The 13,620-nt window shown below is 65.9% G+C and carries 10 protein-coding genes; 5 read left to right on the forward strand and 5 right to left on the reverse strand.

The window, feature by feature from the left end; genetic code table 11:
• Positions 1 to 88: 88 nt before the first annotated feature.
• From glgC to IP83_RS08595, 4 genes are all read right to left on the reverse strand, one after another.
• The gene (gene glgC, locus IP83_RS08580) at positions 89 to 1,348 is read right to left on the reverse strand and encodes a glucose-1-phosphate adenylyltransferase (protein ID WP_082364600.1); all 1,260 of its coding nucleotides are present in this window, start codon (positions 1,346 to 1,348) and stop codon (positions 89 to 91) included.
• A 44-nt stretch (positions 1,349 to 1,392) separates the two neighbouring features.
• Positions 1,393 to 3,579: a 1,4-alpha-glucan branching protein GlgB gene (gene glgB, locus IP83_RS08585; protein ID WP_054121803.1), complete on the reverse strand. Its 2,187-nt coding sequence runs from the start codon at positions 3,577 to 3,579 to the stop codon at positions 1,393 to 1,395.
• Entirely contained in the window at positions 3,576 to 5,966 is a 2,391-nt protein-coding gene (locus tag IP83_RS08590) for a glycogen/starch/alpha-glucan phosphorylase (RefSeq protein ID WP_054121825.1), read from the reverse strand. The genes glgB and IP83_RS08590 overlap by 4 nt, the downstream gene beginning before the upstream one ends.
• Before the next feature lie 279 nt (positions 5,967 to 6,245).
• Entirely contained in the window at positions 6,246 to 6,746 is a 501-nt protein-coding gene (locus IP83_RS08595) for a Rid family hydrolase (RefSeq protein ID WP_054121804.1), read from the reverse strand.
• Positions 6,747 to 6,972: 226 nt separating this feature from the next.
• Here IP83_RS08595 and IP83_RS08600 point away from each other — a divergent pair, with 226 nt between their 5' ends.
• The 5 genes from IP83_RS08600 (at position 6,973) to IP83_RS08620 (ending at position 12,978) form a co-directional block, all read left to right on the forward strand.
• A complete protein-coding gene (locus IP83_RS08600; protein ID WP_231624972.1) occupies positions 6,973 to 7,416 on the forward strand; it encodes a cytochrome c in 444 nt (147 codons plus the stop codon).
• Positions 7,417 to 7,441: 25 nt separating this feature from the next.
• The gene (locus IP83_RS08605; protein ID WP_054121806.1) at positions 7,442 to 9,031 is read left to right on the forward strand and encodes an NAD(P)/FAD-dependent oxidoreductase; all 1,590 of its coding nucleotides are present in this window, start codon (positions 7,442 to 7,444) and stop codon (positions 9,029 to 9,031) included.
• Between the two features lie 54 nt (positions 9,032 to 9,085).
• The gene (locus tag IP83_RS08610) at positions 9,086 to 10,099 is read left to right on the forward strand and encodes an NADPH:quinone oxidoreductase family protein (protein ID WP_231624973.1); all 1,014 of its coding nucleotides are present in this window, start codon (positions 9,086 to 9,088) and stop codon (positions 10,097 to 10,099) included.
• Positions 10,100 to 10,561: 462 nt separating this feature from the next.
• Positions 10,562 to 11,398, forward strand: a complete 837-nt coding sequence (locus IP83_RS08615; protein ID WP_054121827.1) for a p-hydroxycinnamoyl CoA hydratase/lyase — start codon at positions 10,562 to 10,564, stop codon at positions 11,396 to 11,398.
• Between the two features lie 176 nt (positions 11,399 to 11,574).
• Complete coding sequence (locus tag IP83_RS08620) at positions 11,575 to 12,978, forward strand: M20/M25/M40 family metallo-hydrolase (protein ID WP_054121807.1); 1,404 nt, start codon at positions 11,575 to 11,577, stop codon at positions 12,976 to 12,978.
• Here IP83_RS08620 and IP83_RS08625 read toward each other — a convergent pair.
• The gene (locus IP83_RS08625) at positions 12,959 to 13,594 is read right to left on the reverse strand and encodes a TetR family transcriptional regulator C-terminal domain-containing protein (RefSeq protein WP_054121808.1); all 636 of its coding nucleotides are present in this window, start codon (positions 13,592 to 13,594) and stop codon (positions 12,959 to 12,961) included. The two genes, IP83_RS08620 and IP83_RS08625, sit on opposite strands and share 20 nt — an antisense overlap.
• Between the last annotated feature and the right edge of the window lie 26 nt (positions 13,595 to 13,620).

Here is a 13,620-nt window from a genome sequence, read left to right on the forward strand (position 1 = left end):
CCTCGGCCTGTCCCGAGAGCGCGGCGCACCCCCACCCGGCCTCCCCCGAGCGGGGGAGGGGAAGAAAAGCGGATCAGGAGCGCGTCCATCACTTCAGCCGCTCGATCATCGCCTTGTTGATCAGGCACACGCCGCCTTCGGTGCGGCGGAAGCGCTTGGCGTCGAGTTCCGGGTCTTCGCCCACGACGAGGCCTTCGGGGATGCGCACGCCGGAATCGAGGATGACGCGCTTGAGGCGGGCGCCGCGGCCGATGTTGCAATAGGGCAGGATCACGCCTTCATCGACGCTGGAGAACGAGCCCATCTTCACGCCGGTGAAGAGGAGGCTGCGCCTGGCGATGGCGCCGGAGACGATGCAATCCTGCGAGATCAGCGAGGAAATCGCCATGCCGCGCCGTCCGTCCTGATCGTGGACGAACTTGGCCGGCGCCGCCACGACCTGATCGGTCCAGATCGGCCAGTCGCGGTCGTACATGTTGAGCTTCGGGACGACATCCGTCAGGTCGAGGTTCGCCTCGAAATAGGCGTCGAGCGTGCCCACGTCGCGCCAGTATTCGCCGATTTCCTCGGCGGCGCGGATGCAGCTGTCGGTGAAGCGGTGGGCGACGGCCTTGCCGTTCTTCACGATATCGGGAATGATGTCCTTGCCGAAATCGCGGCTCGAGTTGGGGTCGTCGGCATCGCGGCGCAGCGCTTCGAACAGGAACTTCGTCTCGAACACGTAGATGCCCATCGAGGCGAGCGAGTGTTCGGGATCGCCCGGGATCGAGGGCGGATCGGCCGGCTTTTCGACGAAATCGGTGATCACCGCCTTTTCGTCCACCGCCATCACACCGAAGCCCTTGGCTTCCTCGCGCTTGACCACGAGGCAGCCGATCGTCACGTCCGCGCCGGTGGCGACGTGCTGCTGCAGCATCAGCTCGTAGTCCATCTTGTAGATGTGATCGCCCGCGAGGATGACCATGTACTTGGGCGCGTGGCTGGCGATGATGTCGATGTTCTGGAACACCGCGTCTGCCGTGCCTTCGTACCAGGCGTGCTCCGATATGCGCTGCGAGGCGGGGAGGATGTCGAAGCTCTCGTTGCGTTCGGGCCGCATGAAGTTCCACGCGCGCTGCATGTGGCGGATCAGCGAGTGCGCCTTGTATTGCGTGGCGACGCCGATGCGGCGGATGCCCGAATTGATCGCGTTCGACAGCGCGAAATCGATGATCCGGCTGACCCCGCCGAAATAGACCGCGGGCTTGGCGCGGTTGTCGGTGAGATCGTAGAGGCGGCTGCCGCGCCCGCCCGCGAGAACATAGGCCATGGCGTCGCGCGCCAGCGGCTGCCCATAAGTATCACGCATGACCCATCTCCCTTCCTGGTTTTTTGGCCTTCTTGCCTTCCGGCTTATCCCTCGAACACGAACATGACGGTTGAAAGCGGCGGCAGCACGACAAGCGCCGCGCCATGCTCTGCCGTGACTCCGCCCAGATTGCCCTGACCCGATCCGCCATAGAGCGCGGCATCGCTGTTGAGCGCCTCGCGCCACTTGCCGTCTTGCGGGAAGGGCAGGCGATAGTGGCCGTGGAGCGTGGGGGTCATGTTGCTGACGACCACCACCGTCGGCGCGCCCGGTGCCTTTCGCGCCCAGGCGAAGACCGAGGCGGCGGCATCGTCGACCACCAGCCATTCGAAGCCTTCGCCCTCGCAGTCGCGCGCATGGAGCGCGGGCAGGGTGCGGTAGGCGTGGTTGAGGTCCTTGACCCAGCGCTGCACCCCGGCGTGCTCGGCGATATCGAGCTGGTACCAGTCAAGCTCGCGTGCCTCGCTCCATTCGCGCCCCTGCGCAAACTCCTGCCCCATGAAAAGCAGCTTCTTGCCGGGGTAGCCCCACATCAGGCCGTAATAGGCGCGCAAGCTGGCGAACTTCTGCCAGGCGTCGGCGCCGCTCATCTTGCCGAGCAGCGAGCCCTTGCCGTGGACCACTTCGTCATGGCTCAGCGGGAGCACGAAGTTCTCGCTGAAGGCGTACATCAGCCCGAAGGTGATCTCGTCGTGATGGTAGCGGCGGTGGACGGGATCGCGCGCCATGTAGGCGAGCGTATCGTGCATGAAACCCATGTTCCACTTGAAGCCGAAGCCGAGCCCGCCCCGCGGGGGGCCTGCGGCATCGGTGGGCAGGGTGACGCCGGGCCAGCTGGTCGATTCCTCGGCGACTGTGAGGAACCCGGCGTGGCTGGCATAGACCGCGCGGTTCATTGCCTGGAGGAAGCTGACGGCCTCCCAGTTCTCGCGCCCGCCTTCGGCATTGGGGATCCACTCGCCGTCCTTGCGGGAGTAGTCGCGGTAGAGCATCGAGGCAACCGCATCGACGCGCAGGCCATCCACATGGTAGCGCTCGGCCCAGAACAGCGCGTTGTTGACGAGGAAGCTGAGCACTTCGCGGCGGCCGAAATTGTAGATCGCGGTCTGCCAGTCGGGATGGAAACCGAGGCGCGGGTCTGCGTGTTCGTAAAGCTCGGTGCCATCGAACCGGGCGAGGCCGTGGGCATCGACCGGGAAGTGCGCGGGGACCCAGTCGATCAGCACGCCGATCCCGGCGCGGTGCGCGCCGTCGACAAATCGCGCGAAGCCTTCCGGCTCGCCGAAGCGGGCGGAGGGGGCGAAGAGGCCGGTGGTCTGGTAGCCCCAACTGGGATCGAAGGGGTGCTCGGAGACGGGCAGGAATTCGATATGGGTGAAGCCCATTTCGACGACGTAGGGGATCAGGCGGTCGGCCAGCTCGTCCCAGCTGTAGAATTCGCGGCCGTCGCCCTGATCGGCTTTGGGCTTCTGCCAAGAGCCGGGGTGCACTTCGTAGATGGAGATCGGCACGCGGCGCGGATCTGTCTTCGCCCAGCTGGCGCGGTGCGCGGCATCGCCCCATGCGTGCGCATCGGGCGCGGCAATCACGCTGGCGGTGGCGGGGCGCAGTTCGGAGCGGAAGGCGAAAGGATCGGCCTTGAGCGGCTGCACCGCACCGCCCGGGCCGACCACGCGGTACTTGTAGGCGCGTCCAGCTTCGATATCGGGGAGGAACACTTCCCACACGCCGATATCGGCGCGGCGGCGCATCGGGTGGCGGCGGCCGTCCCAGTCGTTGAAATCACCCACCACCGAGACGAGCTCTGCGTTGGGTGCCCAGACCGCGAAGTGCACGCCGCGCGCGCCTTCGTGCTCGATGACATGCGCGCCGAGCTTGTCGAACAGGCGCAGGTGCGTGCCTTCATTGATCAGGAAATCATCGAGCGGCCCCAGCACCGGGCCGAACGAATAGGCGTCGGTCACCCACCATTCGTGCGGGCCTGCGGTGCAGCGATACTTCACCGGCTGGCGCGGGCCGGTAACATGGCCTTCGAACAGGCCGCGATCGTCGATGCGCTTGAGTTCGCCCAGCGCCTTGCCGCCGAGCGAATGCGCCTCCGCCGTTTCCGCCCCGGGAAGTACGGCTCGGGCAAAGGCGCCGCCGGGCCCTTCGTGAATGCCCAGCAGCGCGAACGGATCGGCATGGGTTCCGTTCAGCAGGGCTTCGAGCGCGGCGGGAGACGGCTTCATGAGGTGGCAAGAACTCCCCAGATGTCGCGCGCATATTCGGCGATGGTGCGGTCCGAGGAGAACCAGCCGACATTAGCGATGTTGCGGATGGCCTTCTCGCGCCACCCGGCGTGGTCTTCCCACAGACGGTCCACGCGGCGCTGCGCGGCATGGTAGCTGTCGAAATCGGCGGCGACCATGAACCAGTCGTGATCGTAGAGGCCGCCCATCAGCCCGGCATAGCGCGTCGGATCATCGGGCGAGAACACGCCGGTCGCGATGGCGGAGACGGCCTGCTGCAATTCGCGGCTGCCCTCGATCACTTCGCGCGGGTTGTAGCCATTGCCGCGCTTTTCGGCGACTTCCTCGGCGGTGAGGCCGAAGATCACGATGTTTTCATCGCCGACCCGGTCCTTGATCTCGATGTTCGCGCCGTCGAGCGTGCCGATGGTGAGCGCGCCGTTGAGCGCGAACTTCATGTTGCCGGTGCCCGAGGCCTCCATGCCTGCGGTGCTGATCTGCTCCGAAAGGTCCGCCGCCGGAATGATCCGCTCGGCTTTCGAGACGTTGTAGTCCGGCAGGAACACGACCTTGAGCAGCCCGCCCACCGAAGGATCGGCATTCACGCGCCGCGCGATGTCGCTCGCCAGTTTGATGATGAGCTTGGCGTTGTGATAGCTCGATGCCGCCTTGCCGCCGAAGATCTTCACGCGCGGCACCCAGTCGCGCTCGGGATGGCTGCGGATCTGGTCGTAGAGTGCCACCGTCTCGACGAGGTTGAGCAGCTGGCGCTTGTATTCGTGGATGCGCTTGATCTGCACGTCGAACAGCGCGTCGGGATCGAGCCGGAGGCCCATCGACTGGCGCACGTAGCTTGCCAGAGCCACCTTGTTGGCGCGCTTCACTTCGGCGATGCGCTCGCCCAGCGCGGCGTCGCCGGCCAGCGCATTGAGGTCTGCCAGCTTCTCCGCATCATCGAGGAACGCGGGGCCGATCGCATCGGTGATCACGCCGGTGAGGCCCGGATTGCACTGCTGCAGCCAGCGGCGCGGGGTGACGCCGTTGGTCTTGTTGTTGATCCGCGTGGGGTAAAGCCCGTGGAGGTCCGAAAAGACCGTGGACTTCATCAGCTCGGTATGGAGCGCGGCCACGCCGTTGACGCTGTGCGCGCCGACGAAGGCGAGATTGGCCATGCGCACGCGGCGCTCGCCGGCTTCGTCGATCAGGCTGATCGCGGCGATGGCGCGGTCGTCCAGCCCGGACTTGCGCGCCTCGCGCAGCACGCGGCTGTTGATCGCGTAGATGATCTGCATGTGGCGCGGCAGCAGCCGTTCGAACAGCGGGAGCGGCCAGCTTTCCAGCGCCTCGGGCAGCAGGGTGTGGTTGGTATAGCCGACGGTCTTGCGCGTGAGGTCCCAGGCTTCGTTGAAATCGAGCCCGTGGATATCGACCAGCAGCCGCATGAGTTCCGCCACGGCGACCGCCGGGTGCGTGTCGTTGAGCTGGATCGCGGCCTTGTCGGGCAAGGTCTCGATCGTGCCATAGGTCTGGACGTGGCGGCAGACGATGTCCTGGATCGAGGCGGAAGTGAAGAAATACTCCTGCCGCAGCCGCAGTTCCTGCCCGGCCGGACTGGAATCTGCCGGATAGAGCACGCGCACCAGCGTTTCGGCGCGGACTTCCTCGGCGAGCGCACCGGCATAGTCGCCCGCGTTGAACGCATCGAGCCGGATCGGATCGAGCGCGCTTGCGGTCCATAGCCGCAGCGTGTTGACCCGCTTGCCGCGCCAGCCGACGACCGGCGTATCGACCGCCGAGGCCTCGACCTGTTCGGCCGGGATCCACTCGACGCGGCCCGCCTTGTCGACGACTTCGCCGCCGAAGCCGATGCGGTACGCACTTTCCCGCCTGTCGAATTCCCAGGGGTTGCCGTGGCTCAGCCAGGTTTCGGGCAGTTCGACCTGCCAGCCATCGTCGATCCGCTGGCGGAACATGCCGTTCACATAGCGGATGCCGTAGCCGTAAGCCGGGATGTCGAGGCTGGCGAGGCTTTCCATGAAGCACGCGGCGAGGCGGCCGAGGCCCCCGTTGCCGAGCGCGGCGTCGGGTTCGAGATCCTCGATCGCGCCGAGGTCGAAGCCGTAGGACCTGAGCGCCTTTTCCATCTCGCGCGTGAGGCCCATGTTGGAGAGCGCATCGCGCAGCAGGCGGCCGATCAGGAATTCGAGGCTGAGGTAATAGACGCGCTTGCCGCTCTCTTCATAGGTGCGGTGGGTCGATTCCATCCATTGGTCGATCACCTTGTCGCGCAGCGCGAGGACGGTGGCGGTGAACCAGTCGTGCGGGGTCGCGGAATGGACGTCCTTGCCGACACGGTGGCGCAGCACGTCGAGGATATGGGCCTGCATGTCGGGGCTGGCTGAGCCGCCGGCGGTCTGGTCGCGTTCATCGAGGCGCACGGATGGTAACTCCCCCTGGTCGGACGCTGCACGGCACGGGCTTCTGAAGCGGCCCTCGCTCTGACGTCCGGATGGTGTCCGGCCTCTCCCGGCGAATACATTCGCAGACTAGGCGAGGGATGTTACCGGCGGCAAGACACCACGAACCGCCAAAGAGACCGATCCGGGACGCCTGTCCAACGGAATACGATTGCAATCTTTCTCAGCCGCTCGGCGATGGTCTGAGGGTCAGCGCTTCTTGGCGGCAATCGCCTCGATCTCGATCAGGAAGTAGGGGCCTGCCAGCGCGGAGACCTGGAAGGTCGAACGCGCGACCGTTATCGGGTTTTCCGCGGTCTTGAAGAACTGCTTGAAGCCTTCGTTCACGCCCGCAAAGTCCATCTTGCCGAGCTTGGGGTCGGCCACGACGAAGAGCGTGAGCTTGATCACGTCGGACATCGAATAGCCGCGTGCTGCAAGGATTTCCTTGATCCGCTTGAGCGCGCTGGCGGTCTGCGTTTTCGTGTCACCCAGATCATCGATCGATTTCACGTCGGCAAAGGTCTTGGCTGGATCGATGGGGGAAGCGAGCTGGCCCGAGAGGTAGAACAGGTCGGTCCCGGCCTTCACGTCCGCCCCGTCGAGGATCAGCGCCTGCGGGTTGCTCTGCACGCGCGTGACTTGCGCGTGAGCGGGGGTGGCAAGGCCAAGCATGGCGCAGATGATGGCGGGCAGGAGCATGAAGCGCATAACTGTTTTCCCCTATGGCGTGACCGCAGACGGATGCGGATGGCAACCATGACCTTAAGCGACAAAGCGCGAGGGAAAAAGCACTGTATCGGCGTGATCTGGCAGGATCGCACCCCAAGGGGAGGGCCGCGCCGCACCGATCCGGCAACAATTTGCATTGACGACGCTACGCCGCAGCATAGCATGAACCACCTAGCCGACGGTAGCAGGAGTGGGGGCCACGACCTTGCCGGGATTTCGCAGCACTGTCCTGATTGCCGCCAGCCTGTCGCTGGCCTTCGCGCTTGCGGCGGGGAGCCCCGGTTTCGCGCAGGACCGCGGCGGCGGTTCATCGGTCGCGGTGGCCGACGAAGGGCGCGAGATCTACGAGCAGATCTGCCAGTCCTGCCATATGGCCGATGCCAAGGGCGGGGGCGTCCCCGGCGCGATGATCCCGGCGCTGGCAGGCAATCCCCGGCTCGCCAACCACGATTATGCCAGCATCATCCTGCTCAAGGGGCGCGGCGGCATGCCGTGGTTCGAGGGGATGCTGACGCGCCCCCAGATCGCTGCGGTGCTCAACTACGTGCGCGGCCATTTCAACACCTATCCCGATGCCGTCACCGTCGCCGATCTTGACCGCATCAGCACTGCCAATCCCCCGGTTCCCGATTGCAACTGCGGGCACTGACACCACGTCCAGCAAGGTACTCCGCATGAGCCAGCCGATAGTGCCGACAACCCGCCGCGACCTTCTCGCGATGATCGGCAAGCTGGGCGGCGGGGCGGCGCTCTATCAGGCGATGACGGCGCTGGGCCATGCGGCGGAATCGCAGTTTACCGGGCCGCCGCAGCTTTCGGGTGCCAAGCCGGGCGCTTCGGTGCTCGTGCTTGGCGCGGGGCTGGCGGGGATGCTTGCGGCCTATGAGCTGACCAAGGCGGGCTACAAGGTCCAGATCCTTGAAGTGCAGACCCGGGCGGGCGGGCGCAACATGACCTTGCGCGGAGGGGATACGGTCACCGAGCTGGGCTCGGTCCAGAAAGTGGGCTTCGCGCCGGGCAACTACTTCAACCCCGGCCCCTGGCGCATTCCCTATCATCATCGCACCGTGCTGCATTACTGCAAGCAGTTCGGGGTCGTGCTCGAACCCTTCATGCAGAGCAATCACAACACCTTCGTCCACCGCAAGGCGGCGTTCGGGGGCAAGCCGCAGCGTTTCCGCGATCTGACCATCGACTGGAAAGGCCATGTCTCCGAACTGCTTGGCAAGGCGCTGAATGCGGGCGCGCTCGACCAGGCGGTGACGAAGGAGGACAAGGCCGTCCTGCTCGAAGCGCTGCGCAGCTGGGGCGTGCTCGACAAGAACATGGCCTATAGCAAGAGCGTGAAGCTGGGCGAGCAGCGCGGGTGGGAACGGCCACCGGGGGGCGGTGTGAACGGTGCGCCGATCCCGAACGATCCGTTCAGCCTCTCCGACACGCTGGACAGCCAGATCTGGGGGCCGCTGGGCTTCTTCGCCGAACATGTGATGCAGACGAGCATGTTCCAGCCCAAGGGCGGGATGGACCATATCGGCAAGGCGTTTCAGGCGCGGGTGGGCAAGCTGATCCGCTATGGCACGCGCGTCAGCAAGATCGCGCAGGACGAGCGCGGGGTTACCGCGAGCTGGACCGATGCGAAGACCGGCGCGGCCGGGGAGACCCGTGCCGACTGGATGGTCTGCACGATCCCCGCGACGATCCTGGGGCAAATCGACTTGCAGGTTTCCGATGCCAAGAAAGCCGCGATCAAGGCGCTGCCTTATGAGAATTCGGTCAAGATCGGCCTCGAGATGAAGCGCCGGTTCTGGGAGACCGAGGACGCGATCTATGGCGGCACATCGTTCACGGATCAGGCAATCGGGCTCATCAGCTATCCGAGCCATGGTTGCTTCAGCGACGGTCCGGCGGTGCTGCTGGGGGCCTATCCGTTCGGCGTGGGGTCCTATATCCTGGCCGGGATGACGCCCGAAAAGCGCATTGCCGCCGCGCTGGAACAAGGCTCGGTGCTGCATCCGGCGCACTACAAGGCGGAATTCCTGAGCGGGGCGACGGTGGCGTGGAGCCGGATGCCGTGGATACTCGGCTGCTGCGCGAAGTGGAGCGAGGAAAGCCGCGCGGCGCATTATCAGGACCTCGTCGCGATGGATGGGCGGATCGTCCTCGCAGGCGAGCATTGCTCCTACTACGGCTGCTGGCAGGAAGGCGCGCTGCTCTCCGCGCTCGATGCGATCACGCGCCTGCATCAGCGGGCGAGCGCCGCGTAAGGCTGGACGGCGGCACAAGGCTGAGGCATCGCTGGGGCGGGAGAACTGCCGCCGATGACAAACTTGCCTGCGATGATGCCCGAGACCATGCACGTCCTCGAAGTGTCCGAACTTGCCCCCGATCTCGCCGGGGTCGGCGTGGCGGAGCGGCCCATGCCGCAGCCGGGGGCGCGGCAGGCGCTGGTGCGGATCGAGGCGGCGGCGCTCGGCTTTCCGGACCTGTTGATGACCGAGGGGCTCTATCAGGCCAAGCCGCCGTTGCCCTTCGTGCCGGGCATGGAAGCCGCCGGCGAAGTCGTCGAAGCGGGCGAGGGGAGCCGCTGGCGGGCGGGAGACAAGGTGATCGTCGCCACGCTGACGGGCGCGGTGGTGCAATACGGCGCCTATGCCGATGCCGCGCTGATCCCGCTGCCCGCCGCGCTCTCGTTCGCCGAGGGGGCCTCGCTGCGCGCGGCCTATATTACCGCCTACACGGCCATCGCGCGCATCGGCCGGGCGGAGGCGGGCGAAACGCTGGTGGTGCATGGCGCGGCGGGCGGCGTCGGACTGGCGGCGGTCGATCTCGGCAAGGCGCTGGGGCTCACCGTCATCGCGGTCGCATCGACGGCGGAGAAGCGCGAGGCCATTCAGCGGCTCTATGCGCCGGACCATATCCTTGCCGGGCCGACGGGGCTGCGCGAGCAGATTCTGGAGCTGACCGGCGGGCGCGGTGCGGACCTGGTCTATGATCCTGTCGGCGGCGACGTGTTCGACGAGGCCTGCCGCTATACCGCGTTCGGGGGGAGGCTGCTGGTGGTGGGCTTTGCCGGGGGGCGGATTGCCGAGGTGCGCACCAACATTCCGCTGATCAAGGGCTTCTCGGTCGTCGGCGTGCGTGCGGGCGAATATGGGCGGCGTTTTCCGGAACGCGGCGCCGCGGACATTGCGGAGGTGATGCGGCTGGCGGAGGAAGGCCGCATCCGGCCGCATGTGCATTCTGCCGTGCCGCTTGCCGATTGGCGCGAGGCCTACCTCGCGATGCGCGAGCGCCGGGTGATCGGGCGGACGGTGATTCTGCCGCACGGATGAGGGGCGGAACCGGACCAAAAAAAGGGGCCACCCGTTGCCGGATGGCCCTTTGAAAGTTTGGGAGAGGATGCCTGAAAGGCCTGTCCCTAGTGCGCCGCACCCCGGGTCTTCGCAAGTGCGAAACATAGCGTAGCAATTGCAGTAAATGCAATTCACTGGCCGAAAAGCGCGGTTTCAAGCGATTTCAGAGGGCGGAATTTGCATTATTATCAAATGCTGCATTCGTATGCGGTGATCGTTCACAGGGGTTTCTGCACCCATCCTGTCCTTTGGTGCAGGTTTTGAGTCCGTTACGGTTGAAACTACGCAGTCGGGCCGATTTCACGCCGTGCCATGCCTCGCCGGGGCCAAAGTTGCGGCGACTCGCGAAGTGTTATAGGGCATAACCCATAGAGCCTGTTTCACCCGAGAGGACACGTCGTGACCGACCAGACCGAGATTGCCCCCAAGCCTGCCGACAGCATTGGGCGAGACGAGCAGGACACTGTCGCCTTCTGCGTCGAGGACGGCATTGCCTGGGTGGCGTTCAACCGGCCGGAGAAGCGCAATTGCATGAGCCCCAAGCTCAACCGCCGCATGAAGGCGGTGCTGGAAGAGCTCGAGTTCCGCGAGGACGTGAAGGTGCTGGTGCTGACCGGTGAGGGCGAAGCCTGGACCGCGGGCATGGACCTCAAGGAATACTTCCGCGAGACCGAGGCGCAGGGCCTCTGGGCCGTGCGCAAGTCGCAGCGCGAGAGCTACGGCTGGTTCGAGCGGCTGCGCTGGTATGAAAAGCCGACGATCGCGATGATCAATGGCTGGTGCTTCGGCGGCGGCTATGGCCCGCTGTTCGGCTGCGACATCGCGATTGCAGCGGAGGACGCGCAGTTCGGGCTTTCCGAGATCAATTGGGGCATCCTCCCCGGCGGCGGCGCCAGCAAGGTTGCGCAGGAGCTGATGCCGTTCCGCAAGGCGATGTACCACGCGATGATGGGCGAGAACCTCTCCGGCAAGCAGGCCGAGGAACAGGGACTGGTGACCGAAGCGGTGCCGGCGGACAAGCTGCGCGCGCGCGTCCTGGAAATCGCCAATGTCCTCAAGAAGAAGGACACGCACGCGCTGCGCGCCACCAAGTGGACGATGCGCCGCATGGTCGACATGACCTACGACAACGCGCTCGACTACCAGATCCGCGCGCAGGAAGCGCTGCACAGCTTCGGCGGTGCGGCTGCGCGCAAGGAAGCGACCCGCCAGTTCCTCGACGAAAAGAGCTTCAAGCCGGGGCTGGGGACGTTCGACGCGAGCAAGGTGGAGCGCTGAGGCCGAAAAGGCCCACCCCCGACATCTCCCGCAAGCGGGAGGGGGAAGAAGAGAAAGCCCCTCCCGCTTGCGGGAGGGGTTTGGGGTGGGCCAGCGCGCGAGGCTATCAAGAAAACATCTTGCGCGCTGCAACACAGCCCGCCAGCGTCGGGGGACATCAGGAGTCCCGTAACGCCATGTCCCCATTCCGTCTCGCTGCGCTGTCTGTCCTCGCTATTGCCCCGCTGCCGGTGCTGGCCGCTGCGCCTGCCGCTTATCCGGCCGCTGAAGCGCAGGTTCTCGATCTGGCCACCAAGTCCATCGCGATCCGCTCGGTGCGCGGGGAGAACAACCGGACCATCGACGTCGCCAAGCTCTACAAGCAGGCGCTGCTGGCGGCGGGCTGGGCCGAGGGCGATATCGAAATCACGCCGGTCGACGACACCGCCTATATCATCGCGACCTGGACCGGCAGCGATCCCAAGCTCAAGCCGCTGGTGATCTCAGGCCATATGGACGTGGTCGAGGCCAAGCCTGCCGACTGGCAGCGCGATCCGTTCACCCCGGTGGTCGAGAACGGCATTCTCTATGGCCGGGGCGCGACCGACATGAAGTTCGGCGGCGCGCTGGCGCTGTCCTCGCTGATCGAGCTGCGCAAGTCGGGCTACAAGCCGCGCCGCACGATCGTCATCGAGTTCTCGGGCGACGAGGAAACGGTGATGAAGACGACCGGGCTCATCGCCGACAAGCTCAAGAACGCGGAACTGGTGATCAATGCCGATGCGGGCGGCGGCAAGCTGGAGGAAGTGGCGGGCAAGCCGCTCTACTGGGTGTGGGACGGCGCCGAGAAGACCTACGGCGATTTCAAGGTCGAGGTCACCAACCCCGGCGGGCACAGTTCGGCGCCGCGCCCGGAAAACGCCATCGTCCAGCTCGCCTCGGCGCTGGTGAAGATCGGTGCCTACAAGTTTCCCGCCGAGCAGAACCCGCTGACCAAGGCCTATTTCACGCAGGCCGCGCCGTTCGAGGCCGATCCCGGGACGGCCGCGGCGATGCGGGCCTTCTCGGTCAACCCGGCGGATGCGGACGCGATTGCCGTGCTGCGCGCCAATCCGGCGATGGTCGGCAAGGTCGGCACCACTTGCGTGCCGACGATGGCGGATGCGGGCCACGCGCTGAACGCGCTGCCGCAGCGCGCCACGGCCTACATCAATTGCCGCATCTTCCCCGGCCACAGCCGCGCCGAGATCATGGAGCAGCTGCTCAAGGTGGTCGGCCAGCCCGAGGTGAAGATCACCGACGTCAGCGAGGGGTCATTCGAGACCGACGCTTCGCCGATGCGCCCCGATTTCGTCGCCGCTTCGACCAAGGCGATCCGCAAGGCCTGGGGCAAGGACATCGCGGTGGTCCCCTCGCAGAGCTCGGGCGCGTCGGACAGCATGTACTACCGCCGCCTCGGCATCCCGGCCTATGGCGCGAGCCCGGTGTTCACCAAGGACAGCGAGGAATTCTCGCATGGCCTCAATGAGCGCGTGCGGCTTGAGAACATCCGCCCCGGCGTGACCTATTACCTGAGCCTGCTCACCGACCTTTCAAAGTAAACGGTCTGGTCGAAATAAGCGTATCGAGGAAGCGGCGCGCGATGTCGCCCGCTTCCTCGGCGCTGAAGCAGCCGGGCGAGAGGCAGAGTTCGAGCCAGAGGCCGTCGAGCAGCGCGGTGACGGCGATCGCCGCGCGCCGCCGTTCGGCCTCGGGCATGCCGCAGGCGCCGAGCAGCGCTTCGAGCCTGGCGCGCGAACCGGCATATTGCTCGTCATGCTGCGCAGCGATGGCGGGCCGCGCGGTGACGAGGCTCCAGAACGCGATCCACGTGGCGAGCAGCTGCCGGTCCGCGATGGTCGGCGCGAACGTCGTCGTCACGAAGGCATCGAGCCGCGCGCGCGGATCGGGTCCGGCGGCTTCCACCGCGCGGTCGATCGTTTCGGCAACCACCGCTTCGACGTGATCGTAAGTCGCGGCGACAAGCGCTTCGATTCCGCTGAAATAATGGCTGACGAGGCCCGGCGAGACACCCGCCTCCACCGCAATCGCCCGCACGCTGGCGCCTGCCGCGCCGAGCCGCGCCAGCACGCGCGCGCAGGCCTCGATCAGCGCGAGCCGGCGCGCGTCGGGTTCCTGACGGCGGAAGGCGGGTTGGTGAGCGGAGGGCGGTTTCATCTTGCTTATCCTAGCCGTTGTTGTAC

Origin of the sequence: Novosphingobium sp. AAP93 (assembly GCF_001296055.1) — a bacterium.
GTDB lineage: Bacteria > Pseudomonadota > Alphaproteobacteria > Sphingomonadales > Sphingomonadaceae > Novosphingobium.